This is a genomic window from Nonlabens antarcticus (genome assembly GCF_015356755.1).
Taxonomy (GTDB): domain Bacteria; phylum Bacteroidota; class Bacteroidia; order Flavobacteriales; family Flavobacteriaceae; genus Nonlabens; species Nonlabens antarcticus.
Genome location: NZ_JADFCO010000065.1, coordinates 61051 through 82059, shown reverse-complemented (window position 1 = coordinate 82059; position 21009 = coordinate 61051). Strand labels below are relative to the sequence as shown.

The window sequence follows — 21009 nt, the reverse complement described above, 5'->3', positions numbered from 1 at the left end:
GATGCAAGTTTAGGTCGAGTGACACTAATTCCTCGTTTGCAGTTTGTCGATATATTTTTGGTCCCACTCTTTCTTCATTTCGGTAAGGCTGTCAACGTTGTCATTAGGCACTGCTATGGATAAAACATAGTGAGCAATGCGATAAGAACCATTTTCCTTTTTTAGAATACCACTACCGCGACAAATTCCCATTTGAGTATCGAGTAGTTCATCGAAATAAACCACCTCATTTTCTGAATAGATATTACGTTGTAATGAAGTGAACGACCAGGCTTTACCGCGATCAAAGAAAGGTTTTGAAAAGGCTTTAAATTCTTTAAGTTGCCAGTTTTCAGTCGCTTCTGTACCTATGAAAACTGCATTGCTAGTCATAAGATTAAAATAAGTATCAAAGTCAGCATCTGCAGCCGCTTTATGCCATTGATCTACGATCTCGCCGGCTTGAGGCTTTGAGATTTCTTGATAGGTAGAACAACTGGTCAAACAGGTCACTAAAATAAATGATAGAAAAATAGATCTCATGGTTCAGATTTGAAGTTCAATATAATTAAACCTATTTTCATATCATGGAAAAGATGGAAATAAAGCACCGGTGTGGATGGTGTGAAGGAGATGCCTTATATGAAGAGTACCACGACAAGGAATGGGGAAAGCCAAACTATGATGATCAAGAACTTTTTGAATTTCTAATTCTAGAAACCATGCAGGCTGGATTAAGCTGGATCACCATTCTTAAAAAGCGGGAGAATTACCGCAACGCTCTTGATGGGTTTGATGCTCATAAAATAGCTAGTTACGATCAAAACAAAATTGACGAACTCCTACAGAATGCTGGAATAATTCGTAATAAATTGAAGATAAAGTCTATTATAACAAACGCTCAGTTATTTTTAAATATCCAGAAGGATCACGGTAGTTTTTCAAATTTTATGTGGTCATATGTGAACCACAAACCCATAACAAACGCTGTGAAGAATTATGGTAACGCCGCGCCTAATACCCCACTTTCTGATCAGATTGCTAAAGACCTCAAGAAGCTAGGATTCAAGTTTGTGGGAAGCACAATTATCTATGCTTTTATGCAAGCTACAGGAATGGTCAACGATCACGAGGTCAGTTGCTTTAGATATGACGAGGTGTAGATTAAATTTTCACCACCTTAAAAAGTCAAATAATATTTTATTAATAGAGAAGCTTTCAGAATTTAAAGACTATCGTAAATAAGATAAAAACACTTCCCTATCAATCTCAATTGCGCCTAGACTAGCAAGGTGATCGTTATAAAGTTGCGCATCAATGCAACGGTAGTTCTGCAATTTTAATTTCTCAACTAAATGCCATAGCGCCAGTTTGCTTGCGTCTGTTTTGATAGAAAACATGCTTTCTCCACAAAAAATGCCATGCTGCGGCAAGTCTATACCGTACAGACCACCTATAAGTACTTCATCCTTAAATACTTCGATGCTTTTTGCATATCCTAACTCATGCAAGTTAGTATAAGCTTGCACTAATTCCTCACTAATCCAGGTTCCCATCTGATCAGATCGCGGATTCTCCATACAGTTTCTCATTATCGTCTCAAAACAAGTATTCTCCCGGATTTCATAGCCGCGATTGCGACGGCTTTGGCGCAGCGATTTTGAGACTTTCATAGAGGATTCAATCTGTAAATCAAAAATCATTCTAGGGTCTGGTGACCACCAGCAAATAGGGTCACCGTCGTTGTACCAGGGAAAAATACCTGAGTTGTAGGCGAGTACAAGTCGTTCCACGCTCAAATCACCACCTATAGCTAGCATGCCGTGAACTGCAGCAGTGCTGGGATCCGGAAATAGAAGTTGGTGATTTAAAATTTGCATGATGGAAAGGAAGCTTATGAGGATAAATCCTCCATTTCAAAAAAAATCCCAGCATTTAGGCTGGGATCAAATATTTAAAAGGAAGAACGATTTACCTAGAATGGTAAGTCATCGTTATCCTCATCACTAGAATTTGTAATAGGATCATACTCATCAAAAGGTGGTACACCTTCAGCGGTAGGTGCTGCTCCAGTTCCCATTTTCTCAATGCGCCATCCCGTGATGGAATTGAAGTATTTAGTTTCTCCTTGTGGACTTTGCCATTCACGACCACGTAAATTGATACCTATTTTAACGGCATCACCTATATTGAAGGAATCCAGCAAGCTGGTTTTGTCTTGCACAAACTCCACCATAATCGGTTGTGGATACTGCTCTTCAGTCGTAACGACCATTTCACGTTTCTGGAAACCATTAGATCCGAATGTTTTGGTTTCTCCTATTAGTTTGATTTTTCCTTGAACTTCCATAGTTATGATAATAAAGTTTTCCAGGCATCAGTGATGGCGTTTTTTGCGATCAATTCTTTTGCCTTAATGTGTTTTTCTTTTATAGATGAAGATTGTAGGTTTTCCGCTTTCGCGAAAGCGAGGACTTCATCAGCCTCAGGGATTTCATGAATATTTCCTAGTTTGCCCAGATCATTACCAGTTAAAACCTCACTGTTTCTAACCGTTTGAGGTAACGCGTCCACGCCTACACCATGATTTCTAGACGGCTTCTCCACCTCAAACATCGCATCTTTTGCACGACAGTACCAGTTAGCACCCATACGAGCGACCGTGTCAATCTTGAATGGATCTATGTTTTGATCTGCGTCGAGAATATCGTCATTGATGTGAATGCAAATGACTTCACAAATCACTAGATTTCCTGCTCCGCCATCTGTTCCCAGTTCTTTTATTTCCAGCACCTTGCATTCAAATTGAACCGGGCTTTCTGCAACGCGTGGTGGTTTTACCAGATCGCTTTCCACTGGTGTTAATCCCGCTTTAACAAATTCATTGACGCCGGTTTCATATTCCGTACTTGCCAGCGACATTTGTTGTACCATATTAAAATTAACAATATTGACTACTACCTCGCCCGTTTGCTGGACATTTGTCAATGTATCTTTTATGGTACCATCACGACCACGGCGTACTGGTGAAAAGACAAGCACTGGAGGGTTTGCACTGAAAACATTGAAAAAAGAAAAAGGGGAAAGATTCACCTTACCGTCAACGTCAATAGTACTTGCAAAAGCAATGGGACGTGGCTGCACGGCGCTGGTTAGATAGCCGTAAAGCTTTGAATTCTCTAAGTCTTCTGGTCTTATTTTCATTTAGTTATTACAGGATTTCAAAGGTAGTATTTCTCGCTGCTGTTTCCAATTCCATTTATGGCGAATCCCAAGTACTTTCTTAGACGGATTTACGTTTATGGAATAGTTGTATTTTTAAATGTTTTGAGCAGGCTGCATGAATTTTACTTCAAATAAGAACCTATTGCGATGGATCATCATCGTTTTTGGTGTTTTAATTACTTCTTTAATCCTGTGGAATACATATTTATTTTTCCAAAAACTGAAACAATCAGAACGGCGAAATATGCAAGAATACGCCATCGCATTAAAGGATCTGGGTAATCAATCGCTGGATGCAGACCTAGGAGAATTGGGCCTTACGGTAACTGGCAATACAACGAGTCCCATTATAGTGGAGAATAAAGACGGCGAATTATTTGCAGCAAACTTACCGGAAAATGTATCCAAAGATTCTGTTCAACTGCGAGAATTAATGCTTTCCTATGGCAGCCAGAACGAGCCTATCGTCACTTTATTTGATGGTGCCGTCATTTCCACCACCTACTATGGCGATAGCGATACGCTTAAGAAACTGAAATATTATCCTTTGTCCTTGTTGCTTATTATGTTTCTTTTCGGTGCGGTGATTTTATTTTTTTACAGATCTACTAAAGCATCGGAACAAAACAAATTATGGGCTGGAATGGCAAAGGAAAGTGCCCACCAAATAGGAACTCCGTTATCATCATTAGTGGGTTGGACAGCTATTTTACGAGAATCTGCTATCGATCCTAGTTATGTGGATGAGATGGAAAAAGACATAAGCCGTTTGCAGATGATCACGGAACGCTTCTCTAAAATAGGTTCTATCCCTAAATTATTACCTCTGGATATTGTTGAGCAGACACGAGAGGCTACGGGATATATAAGCTCCCGCTCCTCAAAATTAATCAGCTTTTCTATAACATTACCAGATCAGCCTATTGTGGTTCAAATGAACGAGCAATTATTTGCTTGGGTTATCGAGAATTTAATTAAAAATGGTATTGATGCCATGCGCGGTAAAGGGGCTATTGCAGTAGTACTGCGAGAAGATTCTAAGAAAGTGTACATCACGGTTTCTGATACGGGTAAAGGAATCCCGAAAAGACTCTGGAAACGTATTTTCAATCCAGGCTTTACCACAAAAAAACGTGGGTGGGGATTGGGGCTTTCGCTAGCGCAACGAATCATCAACGATTATCACGACGGCAAACTGCGGGTAAAGGGAAGCAAGCTCGATCAAGGTACCGTGTTTGAGATTGCGCTGGAGAAGGGGTGAATATTTTAAAAACAAACAAAGAATATTCTACATTAATTATTTCTGCACGTCCATTACGTTTTTAAAGAAAGCGTGGAAATAAGTAAATTTATTTTTACAATTATCTCCAAACCAGTAGGATTCCTTGAACTGCTTGTTTATAAGAGATCCTGGAAACTCTGTGATGGAAAAGTTATCTGACATAGCTTCCTTCAATTTTAATCTATCCCAATACAGATTGTCAAACGGCTCCATTTGTATGACCTCATCCACCACCATAAATACGCCAGAGTCTTTTATAACTTCTTCTCCAAATTTATTGTGGCTGCTGTAAGCCAAGTAAAAAGGGACCAAAAAGCTCACACAAATATTGACGGAGTAAAACTCACGATCAACGATCTTAAAAACTTGAAATGTGTAACATCGATCTCCCCACGAATAATTAGTAATATCTAGTAATCCTAAATCATCTCCAAAAACTTTTTTAAAATATTTGATATGGCAGTTGTGTCTGAATTCTCATACTGTTTTAAAACCTTTTTAAGATTTCTAAATTCGTTAGAAAGTTGATAGGCAGAAAAATCTGATTTATCATTATGATAAAATAGAGAAGCTTGAATTTCCAAAAAATTAGTCAGCACAGTTTCCATTTCCAGTTAAAGTAGTTTGATATTCAGTAGGAATGGATATCACGTCGACATTGTGGAAATTAATTCGATTCCCATTTAAAATTTGAAATTGTCATCGTTTCATCCTTTAATCAAATCTGCCTGATAACTACTGATTACTACTAAAAGTAATCTCACTTAGATTTTGATTGTGTCTTAAAAATGCCCTCATTTGATAATTTTTCTTTTTCCATATTATATATAGAGGGTTCTCATCAAATTTACCTTCTCTCAGATCGAAAGTACTCTTTGTAAGGTATTGAGACAGATTATCATCTGGATCAGTATACGATGACCTAGAGCTAACGTTTTTATTTTTGATTGTTTGAATACTGTCTGGTGCTCCATAGTATTCCACAAATACGTTATAAAACTCTTTATCTAGAACATTTCTAAAATGAATTGTTATTGAATTTATAGTACTATTTTCATCTACAACAACGGAAAGTGTGTTATAATTCATAGTAAAATATTCTTTTTCTTTTAAACTACTATCCAAATAATAAAAATCTTTACCAAAAAGCTTATTTTCAAAATCACAGCAAGTAGCCTTTTCAAATATTGATATATGTTTACCAATCATTTTTTCAAACTTTGTATTTAACATAACGGATACAGCTATTAAGGCAGATAAAATAATTTTCATTAGTTACGATTGTATGGATCACTCAATCCGATAATCCTGGTTATGTACGGTGCAGGATTACGTATGGGAAATGGTGGCCTATTCTTATTTATACTACCACCTACTGACCTCAAAGAATTAGTAATTTGTTGTTTGAAAAATTGACCTAGAGCAATATCAGTAACATCTGGGTTTGTAGCAAAATATATATCCGTAAGCTTTATTGCCGTTGTAGCAGATATGGCAGTTGTGTCTGAATTCTCATACTGTTTTAAAACCTTTTTAAGATTTCTAGATTCGTTAGAAAGTTGATAGGAAGAAGTATCTGATTTATCATTATAATAAAATAGAGAAGCTTGAATTTCTAAAAAATTAGTCAGCACAGTTTCCATTTCCAGTAAAAGTAGTTTGATATTCAGTAGCAATAACGCTTCGATCCGCATTGTTGAATTGAACTCTTCCACCATTTGTTACGATGGATAATTGTATTCGAGCCGTTCTCTAAAAAATAATTCCACCATCATTCTAGAAGCAATCATATTTTTGCAGTGATTAGGATCTTCTGAAAAGAATGTTTATATAAGATTAGGCTTTGGCTTTATGTCAAAATAGTTATTTCACCAAAATAGTAATAGGCTGAAGTTTATCTTCTCCTGTTCTAAAACTTGATTTATAGATTCCTTTAGTTTTGGGAGTGAATGAATATGTTGCGGTTCTGATTGGAATGTCGAACGTGCATACCTCCCCGATGTAAACTGCTTCTACCTCAATGCTTTTATTAAATCCAGATCCAGACTCTATGAATCTATTGAAGTTTCCACAACCATTGTTGACTGGAAAGCTGATTTTTAAATCCAGCTTTTGATTTACAAAACCAGTGCTGGGTGCTTCAATGGATGTTACAAACGCAATTTGTTTTTTATTGTTATTAGAATCGTCATCGCTATCGCAGCTTATCAGGATAAAAGGCTACAAAGTAGTAGGAGTAAGGTTGGTGATTTGAAGTTCATTATAGTGGTTTATTTGTAGGTGTGTTTTTGTTTAAATGGTTGCGTAAAGGTTTTGTTTATTTCTGTTAAGATGATGATTTTGCATTTGCTATTGTGAGCAAAGGGAGTATATAATATCCAGTTCCTACAACTAAATATATCGCTTTTAGAAACAAAAAAAATCGTTCCGAAGGAACGATTTTTTTAAACCTTAAACCTTAAACCACCTACGAAACAGCCTTCAGCTTCTGTATTCCGCTTTTGTCTAGCTTTGACTCGGCATAGTGTTTTGTTACTTTGAATTCCTTGGTATCGTCGCTGGGCATTTCAAAGATCGCATCGGTTAGAATGGCCTCACACAGCGATCGCAGTCCGCGGGCGCCTAGTTTCCTTTAAGATGAATCACTCAATTTCTTCAATCCATTGAACAGAATATCTATTTGTTAAGGAGTCACAAATATTTTCGTATAAATAAATTGTATTAAATACCTCATCATTAAATAATATTTTAACAGAATTAGAAGCATCACCTTCCTTGACCAATCTTATTCTTTCTTTGTGGGCTAAATTTTCGAAAGTACTAATCTGTATAATATCTTGTTTAATTCCAGAAGTGTTCATACTTAAGACTTGTGCATCTTCAGGATTAAATATAAAATGTTGTCTATCTATATAGAAATGAACCTCTCCGTTTTTTTGAACGATCTTTTTTAGTTTAGTTTTTTGTGTGTTATCAATATTATAAGACAGATGTACAGGTTCTGATATTTGTGCATTAGTTTGAAAACACAATAATGCTATCAAGGTTATTACGATATTAATCCCTAGTTTAATTGCAGCTTTTATTTCCATTTTTCTTATAATTTAAAATAACAGTTTCAATCCTTGTTCTTTCTTCTGGAGATAAACTTGTCCAAGACGTCGTCTCTGTTAAACCTTCCCAAGTAAAGTCATCATAAAATTGGGAATCCGTAGCATCATTACCATCAAATTCTTTCAATATTTTTGATATTGTGGCTCTATAGTGTGCTGCCATTTGTTCGTGTTGCCAGTTCTTCACATGTCTCCTGTAATAATCATAAATACCTGGAAAATTATTAATGGAAACACTCCCTCCAACAGACCTTACTTTTCGATATAATTCAGCATGAATCACTTCATGAGCCAAAGTCCTAGCGATTCCTAACGCGGTTCTGTTCTCTAACAAGTTACCGTTAATCTTAATTATAATACGATCATTATGACTATTGTTAGTTACGCCGCCTTGAATGTTTGTCAATCCATAATCGACTGTTAGAGCTAAATCGGCTACAGTAAACTCTCGGTCAAAGTTTTTTATGGATGACTTAAAGTTTGAGGAAAGTTGATTTAATTTATTATAAACGCACTCAGCTTTAGTATTCTTAAATGAGGGGTCAATAATTATTTCATCTATTAAATGCCTATCCCTAATCTTCCTCAATGTGGATTCCTCAACACTTACTGTTCTAGTATTTGATGAACCACTGCCACCACCGCCATTGAAATCATCTGGGTAGGAAGTATAAAAATCATATAGATCAGCATCAGTGTCTGACCAGTAGTATTGGGCTGTTCTTCCATTGTGTGTAGTTCTTACGTATCTCATACCACCACCACCGTTCCCATCTTCTGTGTACCAATCTGTGTAACTATCAGTCCAAACTATTAATAACTGCCTATTCAAAGAAAATTTTTTCTCTTGTATTTCAGGACCCTCAATGGTTGAGCCCATTGCAATTACACTTCCATTTCTAACTAAATTTGTAAAGACTAAATCACCATCTTCTTGGAAAATATCTAATTTACCGTTAAATCGCTGGCTATTGACGAAAGGTTTCTTCTTGTTGTTTTTTAAGTTTATATACTTATTAGTATAAAACTTAACACCATTATCCTCTGTAGTTTTTGAAATGGTGTATGTAGCCATTTGCTTTGTCCCAAAATTTGTAGGATTAAATGCTGAATTGTAAATTATAGGATATTCCGTGATTAGTGAATTGAAATTTTCTGAAAATATTTCACTTCCAGACGCCCAGTCAACTCTAAAGTCGTAAGGGATTGAGTTACTGATATTGGAATTTTGAAAAGCACCTTCTAAGCTGGAATAGTTTTCTATGGGATCCTCTTTTTCACAACTAACGATAGTGAATAGAATCAATAGCAATAGGTATATATTTTTCATAGGATTTATTTTAAATATAAATATATAATAAAATTTTATGTTCTAAATTATCCATATAAAGTATTTACACTATCTCCTCCTACTTCTCCGCCAAATAACGCACTGCTAAAGAATCATACATTTTCTCGTGGCGATAAAGTTTCTTTAAAACAAGATTTCTGAATATTACTTATCGTATTCTTTCCTAATGACCCGATTCTATAAATAATGCAGGTGGAATATGATTTTGTACATCCATAATCTAGTTCTATACCATTGAAAAATTTGTGGATCAAAGATGAATCTCTTTACCAATTTAAAAAATCAACATTTCATTTTTATTAGAGATCTTTTTAAGAGTTTCGTTTTTTTTAGAATTAAGGTCATGGTTTATTTTTATAATTTCTGTAATCTGTGAATAGGACAATTTACCCTATAGTAAATTGATAATTAATAGAAAATCTGTCATTGCAGTTAATTGACGTCAGTAATTATACCACGCTTTTAGGGACATTAGAAGAAATACTAGAACAATGACTACTATGTCACTTTCAAAAAATTAAAAACAAAAAAAATCGTTCTTTTAGAACGATTTTTTTGTTTTCAAACTTGAACAACCTACGAAACAGCCTTCAATTTCTGTATTCCGCTTTTGTCTAGTTTTGACTCGGCATAATGTTTTGTAACCTTAAATTCTTTGATGTCACCACCTGGCATGTCAAACATAGCATCAGTAAAAATGGCTTCACAAAGGGAGCGTAATCCACGAGCACCTAGTTTGTATTCGATGGCTTTTCCAACAATGTAATCTAAAGCACCTTCAGTTATGGTAAACTTGATATCATCCATTTCAAACAACTTTTCATATTGCTTGATGATTGCATTTTTAGGTTCTGTAAGAATTGCTCTAAGAGTAAAAGCATCCAGTGGATTCATATGTGTTAACACAGGAAGACGACCGATGATCTCAGGTATCATCCCAAAATCTTTGATGTCCTTAGGAATAATATATTGAAGTAGATTGTCCTTTTCTGCAACAAGATCATTAGACATACTTGCAGAAAATCCTACTGCCTGCATGTTCAAACGCTTGCGTATTACCTTATCAATGCCGTCAAAAGCACCTCCAGCGATAAACAGTATGTTCTCTGTATTAACTTCTATAAATTTTTGATCTGGGTGCTTGCGCCCTCCTTTAGGTGGCACATTTACCACCGTTCCTTCTAGAAGTTTAAGTAACCCTTGCTGCACTCCTTCTCCAGATACATCTCTTGTGATGGATGGATTATCGCTTTTTCGAGCGATTTTATCAATCTCATCTATAAAGACGATACCGGTTTGCGCTTTCTCAAGGTTATAATCCGCAGCTTGTAGTAATCTGGTAAGGATACTTTCTACATCTTCTCCCACGTAACCAGCTTCTGTCAAAACTGTAGCATCCACTATTGCTAGTGGTACATTTAGCATTTTGGCAATCGTCTTTGCAATAAGGGTTTTACCGGTACCGGTCTGACCTACCATGAGGATATTCGATTTTTGAATCTCAATATCATCATTAGATGCTGGCTGTAATAATCGCTTGTAGTGGTTGTAAACAGCTACAGACATCACTTTTTTAGTAAATTCTTGACCAATGATATATTGATCTAGAAAATCCTTTATGGCTTTCGGTTTTTTGAGAGTTAGGTCAGCTTTGGAAATATTACTTTCCTCTTCCTTACCATCTTCTAAAACAATACCGTGGGCCTGTTCAATACAACGATCGCAAATGTGTGCATCCAGACCCGCAATCAAAAGATTGGTTTCTGCCTTGTTGCGACCACAAAAGCTACATTCTAATTGTTCCTTACTCATTCTTGAATTTTTATACTATGGCAGCTGTTAAAAATCTATACGGCTACAATCGTATTATGTTTAGTCGTAATTAGATGGTTTAAAGTTCTTTCGAGTTCGCTTTCGCGAAAGCGAACATTTATCAGAACGAAAACCACTTCTTCTTATTTTACAGACTTATCTCTTTTAAGAACCTCATCAATCATTCCATACTCTAAAGCCTCGTCTGCACGCATCCAGAAATCCCGATCGCTATCTTTATTAATTTGCTCGTAGGTTTTTCCAGTGTGTTCTGCAATGATTTCATACAGCTCTTCCTTCAGCTTTATAGTCTCCTGAATAGCAATCTCAATGTCAGATGCCTGACCTTGTGCACCGCTCGAAACCTGGTGAATCATCACGCGACTGTGTGGCAACGCACTGCGTTTCCCTTTTTCACCGGCACATAATAAAACAGCTCCCATACTAGCAGCCATTCCTGTACAGATCGTAGCGACGTCTGGTTTGATAAACTGCATCGTATCATAAATCCCTAGACCGGCATAAACACTACCGCCTGGTGAGTTGATATAGATTTGAATATCTTTTACCGCATCTGCACTTTCCAAAAAGAGTAACTGCGCCTGTATAATGTTTGCCACCTGGTCACTAACGCCAGTACCCATAAAAATAATCCTGTCCATCATCAAACGCGAGAATACATCCATCGCAACAACGTTCATTTGACGTTCTTCAATAATATTAGGGGTGAAGTTAGTAGGGTACATGCTACCCATTATTTTGTCGTAATACATCGGGTTTATACCGCGATCTTTTACTGCGTATTTTTCAAATTCCTTAGCTATAGTCATAAACGCAATATTACTTTTTGTTGTATTAAAAAGGCGTTAACCTAGTTGTAAAAGTTAACGCCTAAGATAGTGATTAAAGAAAGGCTAGGCGTCGTACGCTTCTTTTATGAAATCTTCATAAGTGACTTCCTTCTCCTTTAGTTTTGCATTTGTCTTGAAGAATTGAAGCATTTTTTCATTCTGCAATTGCTCGCTCATTCTTTTTACTTCTTCCTGATTTTGCATGATACGCGCAACGATTTGATCTACTTCTTCATCAGTAGCATCATTATGACCGTATTGCTTCATTTGCTCACGGATTTGCTCACTTGCATATGCTTTCAAATCTTCAAATTTTAATTGAAGATCTTCATTAGCCTTAAGAATATTAGACTCAATCAATTGATATCTCAATCCTTTTTCAGAACGTTCATATTCTGTTGCGGCTTCTTCTTCTGTCAATTCCTTTTCTCCACTAGTAGCAATCCATTTCTTTAGGAAATCTGCAGGAAGGTCAAATTTTGTATCGTTTATCAAGCCTTCTGTAATGTCAGTAAGTAACTTTTGATCTGTTTGTTGAGCAAACTGCTTTTTAGCATCTTCTCTCAGGCGTTCTCTCAACTCTTCTTCCGTTTTAATCGCATCAGGACCAAATAGTTTGTCGAAAAACTCTTGATTCATTTCGGCCATCTCACGGGAATTTACTTCGGTAACTTCAAATGATACTGGAATATCTAAATCATGCGCCTTATCATGTTCTATTTTGAGCATGTTCATAAGATCGTGATCATCGTTAAAAAGACCTTTAGTGTTCAATTCTATGGTGTCACCTTTCTTAGCTCCTATGAATTTCTTTTCGTTTGCTTTTCCTTTGATCTTATCGATTGGGAAGGTTGCATCAGCATTTATCTCTTCATCATCATTACGGAAGATACCGACAACTTCATCACCTTTTTCAACTTCATCCTTACTCGTTAATTTACCGTACTGCTCTCGTATGCGATCGATCTGTTTGTTAATCGTCTCATCATCTGTTTTGATCTGGTAATGGGTAATCGCTTTTTGACCTTTAAGATCTACCTCAAAGTCTGGAGCCAATCCTAATTCAAAATCAAATTTGAAATCTTCTGAATTCCAATCGATTTCCCCCTGATCTAACGGTAACGGGTTTCCTAATAGATTTAATTTCTCTTCGGTAATGTACTTGTTCAATTGCTCCTGGATCAACTTGTTGATTTCTTCAACAAGAATGGGAGTCCTGTATTTTTTATTTATCAAGCTTGCTGGAACGTGTCCTTTTCTAAAACCTGGAATAGTAGAAGTCTTGCGATAGTCTGCAAGGATTTTATCTAATTTTTCTTTATAATCTGCTTGAGATACCTCAATCGTTAATGTCGCGTTAAGTGCGTCTGTGTCAGTGCGCTTGATATTCATTTAAAGACTTTTATGCTGTTAAATTCGGGCTGCAAAATTAAGCTTTATTTGGATGTAAACAAAGCCATTCATAGTGTGTGTTACTCTCACTCTTCATTCGTTTTGATCAAGAGCGATCTTGCTATTGCGAGCAAGATTGCAAAAATCAAAGCGTACCAAGCATTATCCACAACAAAACCACTCACGAGCCAGTCTGCCATAAGAATGATAAAGGCATTCACAAACAGAAGGAAGATACCTAAGGTCAATACGGTTATGGGGAAGGTCAGTATTACTAAAATAGGCTTAACAATAAAGTTAAGAACAGATAAAGCTAGTGCTACCCACAAAGCCGTAAAAAATCCCTCGACGGCAACTCCTGGTAATAGGTAGGAAAGCAAGATTACAAGGATAGCAGTGAGTACTAAGTTCATTAAAAACTTCATAAGCTTATTTGTTTACCGTAAAAATAAAACATCCGCTAAGAGAAAACTCTTAGCGGATGCTTAAAAAAATTGTAGTGATTACTTACTGTGCAACATTGTTACTAGGTTGTATTGTTTTATAGTTTCCTATTTCAACTTTAGGAACTGTAGAACCATAAAAAGCATTGATTGTTTGTAAAACCGTATTTGCTGTAAATGCATAGCCTCTAGGTGTGGGGTGAACACCATCAAGGGAAAATGCACCACCCGTTGCAAATGTACTTGTCAATATACCGCCGTTGAACGCAACACCGCCGGTAGATAACCCGCCTAAAGCAGTTTTTGCATCTACTAGAGCAAGGCCGTTAGACTGAGCTATAGCTGCAATAGTTGCATTGTATGAATCTTGTGCGGCAGACACTCTTGTTTGCTCTGTCACAGTGAGAACATTTGAGTTTGCTAATGGAACACCCACACCTCTAACACTGCTAGGATTGCTAGGATCTGCTAAAGTACCTAAAAGAGCTCTTGTAGGTAAAGTGATTAAATCAGCAGCGGTTGTTTGACGAATGTTAGGTAATCCCAGCGCTGATAGATTAGTAAGATCCACATCTGTTATAACTACAAAATTAGCTCCTTCTGTAAAATTGATGGTTCTCGCTATTCTTTCCGCAGTGGTTATTAGCTGGCCAGCTTCGGCTGCTCTTAAACCACCATTATATTGCGCGTAAGCCATGTTCACACCAGCAGCAGTTGTAGCGTCTAATGGAATAGGATTTGCTGGAATCGTAGTGAAATAAGGAATTGAAGTAACATCTGGAATGTTTATCAACGCACCCTTAGCACCGTTAGCCGTCATTTTTGCCACTAACGCAGCATAAACTCCAGCAAACGTATTGTTGTTTGTAATGCTGTTATCGCCCTGCATTGCTGGGTTAGTTTGTCCTGTTTGATTGTTATCAACTCCAGACCCACCAGAAGTAGCATATCCTAATATATCGTTGTTTCCTATCCATAAAGTAAAGAAAGTTCCATTTGCAGCAGCTGCATCATCAATTACTGTAGAAGATTCAGAACTTGAGAATCTTGCAAAATATGGATTTGCTGTACCACTAGCGATACCTGCAGCAGACCCATAACCCGGTGCTCCTAAATGAAAAACTCTTGCACCTGGAACTCCATAATTATTTAAAGGGCCGGTTACTTTGTTAGTAATTTCTGTTGTAGGTGTTCCTCCTATACGAGCTGGACCTGGAGACCCATTAGCTCCAACAGCGAGAACAAAACGATTAGGTAAAATTTGATTACCGTTTAAAAGTAAACCACCTAAATTATCATTTACTAAAGGCTGATTGAATTCCCCACCACCGACGAGCTCAAATTGTTGCGCCATGATGTTAGGAAATGAATTCTGCTGTCCTTCTAGATAGAGAGCATTATCTGCATAACCTGATGTCAAAGAGTTTCCTACCGAAACATATTTTGAAAAGTCTGCGGTTCCATTAGTATATAAGTCACCGTCAGTGACGGAATCCTCAAATTCGTTTTCACAACTAACGAACACTGCCGCGGCTGCAAAAAGAGCTAAATATTTAAAATTATTTTTCATTTTTAATTTTTTTTACATGGTATAAGTGATACCGATTCCAGGAACCAGTGCTCGTGATTTGTACGTCCCGCTGAAAGGTGATGGCGATGCGCCCGGGTCAGCATAAGCATTGTAAGATTCTGTTACTTGCTTGAACCTTACATAAAGGAAAGAAGCATCGATTGCCCATCGTGGAGAGAATGCATAAGAAAGGCCAAAAGTGTAGGCATTAGAATCGTTACGTGGTGTTTCTGGTGCAAATAGACCAGATTTAACAGGAGACTCATCAAAGTAATATCCTGCACGTAATGTTAGTGCGTCAGTAGCAGTATATTGAACCCCTAATCGGTAAGAAGAAGCATCTTTATATTCTCTAGGGTTAATGGATTCTGTACCATTTTCAAAAATGATATCAAGGTCTTCATATTCACTCCAGAAAGCGCGGTTATAATCAAATGCAAATAACCACTTGCCTGTTTCGTATCCTACTCCCAAAGTTGCTTCTGCTGGTAATGGTAGGGTAGCCTCAAACCCTTGAACTCCGTTAGATGGAGCTAGTGGGCTGTTAGGGAAATTGCTGAACGTAGCTTCTCCTTCTGTGCTTTCGATATCAATTAAAGAACGGTAGTTGAAACCTATGGTTAAGTTTTCATTAGGAGTAAACATAATACCTGCATTCCAGCCGTATCCTGTTACACCACTATCGCTAATCGCAACATTTGCACGATCACCTTGCTCGTCAGTTAATGATCTAGAAGCATTTCTATTGAAATCTACAGAGCCTATTGCAATTGTTGCTCCCACACCTAAACTTACATTTTCAAAAATCTGATAAGAAATAGTAGGCTGGATAAAAATTGCTTGAAGCTCGATCTCATTAACTAAGTGTGATCCTTCCCAGTCAGTTGGCCAGGTTACAGTACTTCCGTAAGGCGTATAAACACCTAAACCTACCGCAAAACTGTCGCTTACCGCATAACTAGCATACACGTAAAATGGAGTTCCCACCGGGCTGTCGGTTTCTGCAAATGCTCCTGTACTTTCGTTCTGATATTTAACGTCTGAAAACACACCAAAACCACCAGCGCTTACGTTCAGTTTACTTTCTAGGTGCACTAATCCAGCTGGGTTGAAGAACAGTACATCAGCACTGTTAACGACGGCAACACCGGTATGACCCATGGCTAACTGCTTGTTACTCTGTGTGCTCACACGATATCCGCCGGCGTACGCAGCAGCAGACATTAAACAAAGTACAGCAAAAACTTTTAATTTGTTCATATTCAAACGTTTATATAATATTTTTGGATTTAATCAGACCAAATTTAATATTAAATTAATACTACGCAAGTGTTTTCTTAATCATTATGCTTGCATAATAAATTTATTCTATGAAATTCTTAACTAGTTTGTTGAATTCTTCTGGCTTTTCTGCATGTAGCCAGTGGCCTGCGTTGGGGATTGTTTGAAGTTCCGCTTTCGCGAAAGCGTACTCGATTCCAGGTCTATCACTATCTAGAATGTAGCCAGAGTTCCCACCACGTATAAATAGGGTAGGAATGGAAATAGGTGTATCGATGGGATCGTGCGTTCCTACGTCTGAATAGGCCATCGCTAGAGCAGGAAGGTTAAACCTCCACCGGTACTCATTCTTAGATTTACGATGCAAGCTTTTCAAAAGAAACTGTCTGGTGCCCACGTCTTTGATCCCTTTAGACAACTGCTCATCTGCATCACTTCTGGAATCAATTTGAGTCAGGTCAATGGATTGTAATGCGTGAATAATATCGCTATGATGTGGTGGGTATGCTTTAGGAGCGATATCGGCAATTATTAACTTATCGATAAGACCTGAATAAAGCACCGCACATCTCATAGCTACTTTACCACCCATGCTATGACCTAACAAAATAATGTTTTCTAACCCTTTTTCATCGCAATAATTTTTTACATCTTGTGCCATGTCGTTATAATCAAAACCGTCTGTTTGAAAGCTGCGGCCATGATTGCGCTGGTCTAACAGATGCACCTCAAACCCCATCTCGCTCCATTGCGTTCCCAGTGTTTTCCAGTTGTCTGCCATTCCCAGGAATCCGTGTAGGATTACAAAAGGTTTTCCTTCTCCTAATATAAGACTGTGCAATATCATACGAGTCTATGTTTGTACATATTCACAACGTTTTCAAGACCTAGGTATAAACTTTCAGAAATTAAAGCATGGCCTATGCTTACTTCCATTAGATCGACAATCTGCTCACTGAAGTATTTTAGGTTTTCTAGGGATAAGTCGTGACCTGCATTTATTCCTATGCCTAACTCGGTTGCCTTTTTTGCCGCGATAACATAAGGTGCGATCGCTCTTTCTTTATCTGTAGAATAAAGCCGTGCATAATCTTCCGTATAAAGCTCAATGCGATCCACACCTGTTTTTGCAGCCCCTTCAACCATCGATTCTACAGGATCTACAAAAATACTAGTGCGTATCCCTTGCTTTTTAAAATGTGCCACGATGTCTCTTAAATACTCCTCATGTTGAATTGTATTCCAGCCTGCGTTAGAAGTAATAGCATCCGGAGCATCTGGAACCAGAGTTACTTGCGCGGGCTTCACTTGATCCACTAGATCTATAAAACTTTGAATGGGATTTCCTTCAATATTTAATTCTGTGGTGACGATCATTTTTAGATCGCGTGCATCTTGATATTTAATGTGGCGCTCATCAGGTCGCGGGTGTATTGTGATTCCTTGCGCGCCGAATCGCTCCAGATCCATCGCTACCTTTAATAGGTCTGGAACATTACCGCCACGAGAATTACGTAACGTGGCAATCTTATTGATGTTTACACTTAAAATAGCCATAGGGTTTGATTATCTCCTCAAAAATACAAACTAAGCTCACAAGCTTTAAGTAGAGAATTCATTAATTTGCGGTAAAAGAAATATACATGGACATTAAGGAATATATCATCAATGATGTAGATCCACTGGAACTTCAGGACAGCGTACAGCAGGCCAAAAAGATTTTCCAGCAACTTACCTTTTCCCACATGCCGGTTATGGATGGTGACATCTATGTAGGCTGTGTGTCAGAAACAGATGCCCATTGTTTTGAAACTGGTCAGAACCTTACGGATGTAAAATATGCTTTTGACGTATTTATGGTGCGTGAGGATACACACTGGCTGGATGTTTTAGAAGCATTTGCCCAACACAATTCTAATGTGATGCCGGTGCTGGATGAAAAGAACAAGTACTTGGGGTATTATGAGCTCAAGGATATTATGCAGCATTTTAACGACTCGCCATTTCTTTATGAATCTGGAGCGGTAGTTGTCGTTCAAAAAGGGGCAACAGATTACAGTTTCAGCGAGATTGCCCAGATTGTGGAATCAAATGACTCTAAGATATTTGGGTTTTTTGTGAGTAACTATCAAGATCAAATGACAGAGATCACGCTCAAAATTAGCTCAGAGAATGTGAATGCTGTTTTGCAGACTTTTAGAAGGTATAGTTATGATGTTATTAGTGCTGCAGCAGACGACTCTTACCTAGATGCGCTCAAGGAACGTTCTGATTACCTAGACAAATACCTGAACATATAATGAAGAAGATCGCTATTTACGGTCAATACGTTCATGAGGATGCGCTGGCTACTGTACAATCCATTATAATTGCTTTTAAAAAGGAGTCTTATACGGTATTGATAGAATCAGAGTTTTATAAAATGCTCAAGGGATTGAAGCTGCCCAGTGATGTTGCCGTTTTTGATAAGCTCGATAGAAATTTTGATATGCTCATCAGTATAGGCGGCGACGGAACTATATTGAGAGCCGTTGCATATATAGGATCGTTGGACATTCCTATATTAGGGGTGAATACTGGTAGGTTGGGATTTCTTGCTACCGTACAACAGGACGAGATAGACAAGGTCGTCCGTCATGTAATTCAGGGAAAATACAATCTGACTAAACGAACTCTTATAACAGCTGTTTCCACCCATCCAGACAATCACCTACCACCCAACAATTTTGCACTCAATGAAGTTACCGTGAGTCGTATGAATACAACGTCGATGGTACAAATAGAAACCCATTTAAATGATGAGCTGCTCACTAGTTACTGGGCAGATGGATTGATCGTTTCCACTCCTACCGGTTCTACCGGTTATAGTTTGAGTTGTGGTGGCCCAGTAATATCACCGGAAACAGATGCTTTTGTAATCACACCCATTGCTCCCCATAATTTAAATGCCCGCCCGCTGGTAATTCCAGATACCATGACTATTAAAGTAAAGGTGATAGGCAGACAGGATGAATACCTGGTTTCCCTAGACAACCGCATTTCCTCCTATCCTAATGGCACAGAAATCACACTCAAAAAAGCCGACTTTACCATAGATCTTATACAGCTTCACGATCAGAGCTTTATCAAAACCTTGCGCAACAAATTGCTATGGGGAGAAGATAAACGCAACTAGGCAATATTTTGAATTTTCGTTTGTTTTAGGAAGGAACACAATGCTCGATGTTTACTGATGTCGGCTAGTGAGAATTGTTATATTTGCACGTTTTAAAAAAATCGATGAGGTTAATCCTATTGTTCTTAAGCTGTTTCGTTTTCGCTTTCGCGGAAGCGCAGACCTATGAGGTAGGGCTATGGGCAGGAGGATCGAACGTTATTGCAGATGTAGGAAGTACAAAATATGTGAATCCGTCAGACCTTGCTATAGGTGGCATCATCAAATGGAATCGAAGCAACCGCCACAGTTTTAGAGCTTCATTAATCTATTCCTCCATCAGTAATGATGACGATAGGAGCGATGATCAGAGTAGGGTCGATAGAAACTATAATTTTGACTATAATCTATTAGAAGCTTCTGTAGGACTGGAATACACCTTCTGGGAATGGGAACTGTATTCTGGGAAACCACATGTTACTCCTTATATATATACTGGAATTACCGCATTTAGCTACGGTTCACACGCTTTGAACAGTAGCGGTTTATTGGAACAGTACGATAGGGAAATTGACTTTGCTATTCCATTTATTCTAGGAGTGAAAACAAACATTACAGACCATTTAATTTTAGGTGCAGAAATAGGAGCAAGATTTACATTTACAGATAATCTTGACGGTAGCAACCCTACCGGTGATTTAGCAGACAGACAAGATTTAAAATTCGGCAATGAAAATAATAAGGACTGGTATGTTTTTAGTGGTGTGACCTTGAGTTATACCTTTGGCCGCAAACCTTGCTATTGTAATTTTTAATAATGGAAGAAAGTTTATTGGATCTTAATAGATTGCCACAGCACATTGCCGTTATCATGGATGGTAATGGTAGATGGGCAAAAAAGCAGGGTCTAATGCGAGTGCGTGGTCATGAGAAAGGTACTAAAGCAGTTCGTGAAACGGTGGAAACCTGTGCAGAGTTAGGGGTAAAGTTTTTGACTCTTTATGCTTTCAGTACAGAGAACTGGAAACGACCCAAAATAGAAGTCGATACCTTGATGAAGTTATTGGTGTCTAGTTTGCGCAAGGAGTTGCCTACTTTACAAAAACACAGCATTTCATTAAGTGCGGTAGGGTCGCTACACTTACTTCCAGAGAAGGCACAAAGAGAATTAAAAGAAGTAGTAGAGCTTACAAAGAATAACAAAAATATGAGCTTGACGCTGGCATTAAGCTATGGTTCAAGGGAAGAGCTTACAAACGCAGTTAAACTTATTGCAGAAGAAGTGGTCAAAGGTGATCTAGAACTAGACGACATTCAAGAAGCCACCATTAACAACCACCTTTTTACTAAAGATATGCCAGATGTTGATTTAATGATCCGTACCAGCGGTGAGCATAGAATCAGCAACTTTCTGTTATGGCAAATCGCTTATGCAGAGTTGTATTTTACAGATGTACTGTGGCCAGATTTCCGCAAGGAAGATATGCTGGCAGCATTAAAGAACTATCAGGATCGCGAAAGGCGATTTGGTAAAACGAGTGAACAATTATAACACG

The 21009-nt window shown here is 37.8% G+C and carries 23 protein-coding genes and 1 pseudogene; 6 read left to right on the top strand and 18 right to left on the bottom strand.

Features of this window, described 5'->3' with window-relative positions:
- Positions 1 to 24: 24 nt before the first annotated feature.
- Positions 25 to 522, bottom strand: coding sequence for a nuclear transport factor 2 family protein (locus IQ282_RS08380; protein ID WP_194851416.1), 498 nt, complete (start codon positions 520 to 522; stop codon positions 25 to 27).
- A gap of 53 nt (positions 523 to 575) precedes the next feature.
- On the opposite strand from IQ282_RS08380, the gene IQ282_RS08375 reads away from it, so the two are divergent.
- Positions 576 to 1142: a DNA-3-methyladenine glycosylase I gene (locus tag IQ282_RS08375; RefSeq protein ID WP_194851931.1), complete on the top strand. Its 567-nt coding sequence runs from the start codon at positions 576 to 578 to the stop codon at positions 1140 to 1142.
- Positions 1143 to 1211: 69 nt separating this feature from the next.
- On the opposite strand, the gene aat is transcribed toward IQ282_RS08375, so the two are convergent.
- From aat to IQ282_RS08360, 3 genes are all read right to left on the bottom strand, one after another.
- Positions 1212 to 1859 carry a leucyl/phenylalanyl-tRNA--protein transferase gene (gene aat / locus IQ282_RS08370; RefSeq protein WP_194851415.1) on the bottom strand — a complete coding sequence of 216 codons (648 nt, stop codon included), beginning with the start codon at positions 1857 to 1859 and terminating at the stop codon, positions 1212 to 1214.
- Positions 1860 to 1954: 95 nt separating this feature from the next.
- The gene (locus tag IQ282_RS08365) at positions 1955 to 2329 is read right to left on the bottom strand and encodes a DUF3127 domain-containing protein (RefSeq protein WP_194851414.1); all 375 of its coding nucleotides are present in this window, start codon (positions 2327 to 2329) and stop codon (positions 1955 to 1957) included.
- A 2-nt stretch (positions 2330 to 2331) separates the two neighbouring features.
- Positions 2332 to 3183, bottom strand: a complete 852-nt coding sequence (locus IQ282_RS08360) for a flavin reductase family protein (protein ID WP_194851413.1) — start codon at positions 3181 to 3183, stop codon at positions 2332 to 2334.
- Positions 3184 to 3319: 136 nt separating this feature from the next.
- On the opposite strand from IQ282_RS08360, the gene IQ282_RS08355 reads away from it, so the two are divergent.
- Positions 3320 to 4465, top strand: a complete 1146-nt coding sequence (locus IQ282_RS08355) for a sensor histidine kinase (protein ID WP_194851412.1) — start codon at positions 3320 to 3322, stop codon at positions 4463 to 4465.
- Positions 4466 to 4501: 36 nt separating this feature from the next.
- Here the strand turns inward: IQ282_RS08355 and IQ282_RS08350 are convergent, their stop codons facing one another.
- From IQ282_RS08350 to IQ282_RS08290, 14 genes and pseudogenes are all read right to left on the bottom strand, one after another.
- Positions 4502 to 4798: a hypothetical protein gene (locus IQ282_RS08350; protein ID WP_194851411.1), complete on the bottom strand. Its 297-nt coding sequence runs from the start codon at positions 4796 to 4798 to the stop codon at positions 4502 to 4504.
- A gap of 423 nt (positions 4799 to 5221) precedes the next feature.
- A complete protein-coding gene (locus IQ282_RS08345) occupies positions 5222 to 5758 on the bottom strand; it encodes a hypothetical protein (RefSeq protein ID WP_194851410.1) in 537 nt (178 codons plus the stop codon).
- Positions 5758 to 6180, bottom strand: a complete 423-nt coding sequence (locus IQ282_RS08340) for a hypothetical protein (protein WP_194851409.1) — start codon at positions 6178 to 6180, stop codon at positions 5758 to 5760. The genes IQ282_RS08345 and IQ282_RS08340 overlap by 1 nt, the downstream gene beginning before the upstream one ends.
- A 773-nt stretch (positions 6181 to 6953) precedes the next feature.
- Positions 6954 to 7115: pseudogene (locus IQ282_RS14980) on the bottom strand (ATP-dependent Clp protease ATP-binding subunit ClpX); the annotation flags it as partial.
- A gap of 13 nt (positions 7116 to 7128) precedes the next feature.
- A complete protein-coding gene (locus IQ282_RS08335) occupies positions 7129 to 7578 on the bottom strand; it encodes a hypothetical protein (protein ID WP_194851408.1) in 450 nt (149 codons plus the stop codon).
- Positions 7556 to 8929, bottom strand: coding sequence for a hypothetical protein (locus tag IQ282_RS08330; protein ID WP_194851407.1), 1374 nt, complete (start codon positions 8927 to 8929; stop codon positions 7556 to 7558). Before IQ282_RS08330 ends, IQ282_RS08335 begins: the two co-directional genes overlap by 23 nt.
- 597 nt (positions 8930 to 9526) lie before the next feature.
- Positions 9527 to 10762 carry an ATP-dependent Clp protease ATP-binding subunit ClpX gene (gene clpX / locus IQ282_RS08325; RefSeq protein WP_194851406.1) on the bottom strand — a complete coding sequence of 412 codons (1236 nt, stop codon included), beginning with the start codon at positions 10760 to 10762 and terminating at the stop codon, positions 9527 to 9529.
- A 143-nt stretch (positions 10763 to 10905) separates the two neighbouring features.
- Complete coding sequence (locus tag IQ282_RS08320) at positions 10906 to 11592, bottom strand: ClpP family protease (protein WP_194851405.1); 687 nt, start codon at positions 11590 to 11592, stop codon at positions 10906 to 10908.
- Positions 11593 to 11676: 84 nt separating this feature from the next.
- Positions 11677 to 13005 carry a trigger factor gene (tig, locus tag IQ282_RS08315; protein ID WP_194851404.1) on the bottom strand — a complete coding sequence of 443 codons (1329 nt, stop codon included), beginning with the start codon at positions 13003 to 13005 and terminating at the stop codon, positions 11677 to 11679.
- A gap of 86 nt (positions 13006 to 13091) precedes the next feature.
- Positions 13092 to 13430, bottom strand: a complete 339-nt coding sequence (locus tag IQ282_RS08310) for a phage holin family protein (protein ID WP_194851403.1) — start codon at positions 13428 to 13430, stop codon at positions 13092 to 13094.
- A gap of 82 nt (positions 13431 to 13512) precedes the next feature.
- Positions 13513 to 15018 carry an SGNH/GDSL hydrolase family protein gene (locus tag IQ282_RS08305; RefSeq protein WP_194851402.1) on the bottom strand — a complete coding sequence of 502 codons (1506 nt, stop codon included), beginning with the start codon at positions 15016 to 15018 and terminating at the stop codon, positions 13513 to 13515.
- 12 nt (positions 15019 to 15030) lie between these two features.
- The gene (locus IQ282_RS08300; protein WP_194851401.1) at positions 15031 to 16278 is read right to left on the bottom strand and encodes an OmpP1/FadL family transporter; all 1248 of its coding nucleotides are present in this window, start codon (positions 16276 to 16278) and stop codon (positions 15031 to 15033) included.
- A gap of 103 nt (positions 16279 to 16381) precedes the next feature.
- Positions 16382 to 17146 carry an alpha/beta fold hydrolase gene (locus IQ282_RS08295; protein ID WP_194851400.1) on the bottom strand — a complete coding sequence of 255 codons (765 nt, stop codon included), beginning with the start codon at positions 17144 to 17146 and terminating at the stop codon, positions 16382 to 16384.
- Positions 17143 to 17856 carry a pyridoxine 5'-phosphate synthase gene (locus IQ282_RS08290; RefSeq protein WP_194851399.1) on the bottom strand — a complete coding sequence of 238 codons (714 nt, stop codon included), beginning with the start codon at positions 17854 to 17856 and terminating at the stop codon, positions 17143 to 17145. The genes IQ282_RS08295 and IQ282_RS08290 overlap by 4 nt, the downstream gene beginning before the upstream one ends.
- A gap of 86 nt (positions 17857 to 17942) precedes the next feature.
- Between IQ282_RS08290 and IQ282_RS08285 the strand changes: the two genes are divergently transcribed.
- The 4 genes from IQ282_RS08285 to IQ282_RS08270 all read left to right on the top strand — a co-directional run bounded on the left by IQ282_RS08285 (position 17943) and on the right by IQ282_RS08270 (position 21005).
- Positions 17943 to 18599 carry a CBS domain-containing protein gene (locus IQ282_RS08285; RefSeq protein WP_194851398.1) on the top strand — a complete coding sequence of 219 codons (657 nt, stop codon included), beginning with the start codon at positions 17943 to 17945 and terminating at the stop codon, positions 18597 to 18599.
- On the top strand, positions 18599 to 19474 hold the full coding sequence (locus tag IQ282_RS08280; protein ID WP_194851397.1) for an NAD kinase: 876 nt from the start codon (positions 18599 to 18601) through the stop codon (positions 19472 to 19474). The genes IQ282_RS08285 and IQ282_RS08280 overlap by 1 nt, the downstream gene beginning before the upstream one ends.
- Positions 19475 to 19578: 104 nt before the next feature.
- Positions 19579 to 20268: a type IX secretion system protein PorG gene (porG, locus tag IQ282_RS08275; RefSeq protein WP_194851396.1), complete on the top strand. Its 690-nt coding sequence runs from the start codon at positions 19579 to 19581 to the stop codon at positions 20266 to 20268.
- A 2-nt stretch (positions 20269 to 20270) separates the two neighbouring features.
- Positions 20271 to 21005, top strand: coding sequence for an isoprenyl transferase (locus IQ282_RS08270; protein ID WP_194851395.1), 735 nt, complete (start codon positions 20271 to 20273; stop codon positions 21003 to 21005).
- The last annotated feature ends 4 nt before the right edge of the window (positions 21006 to 21009 follow it).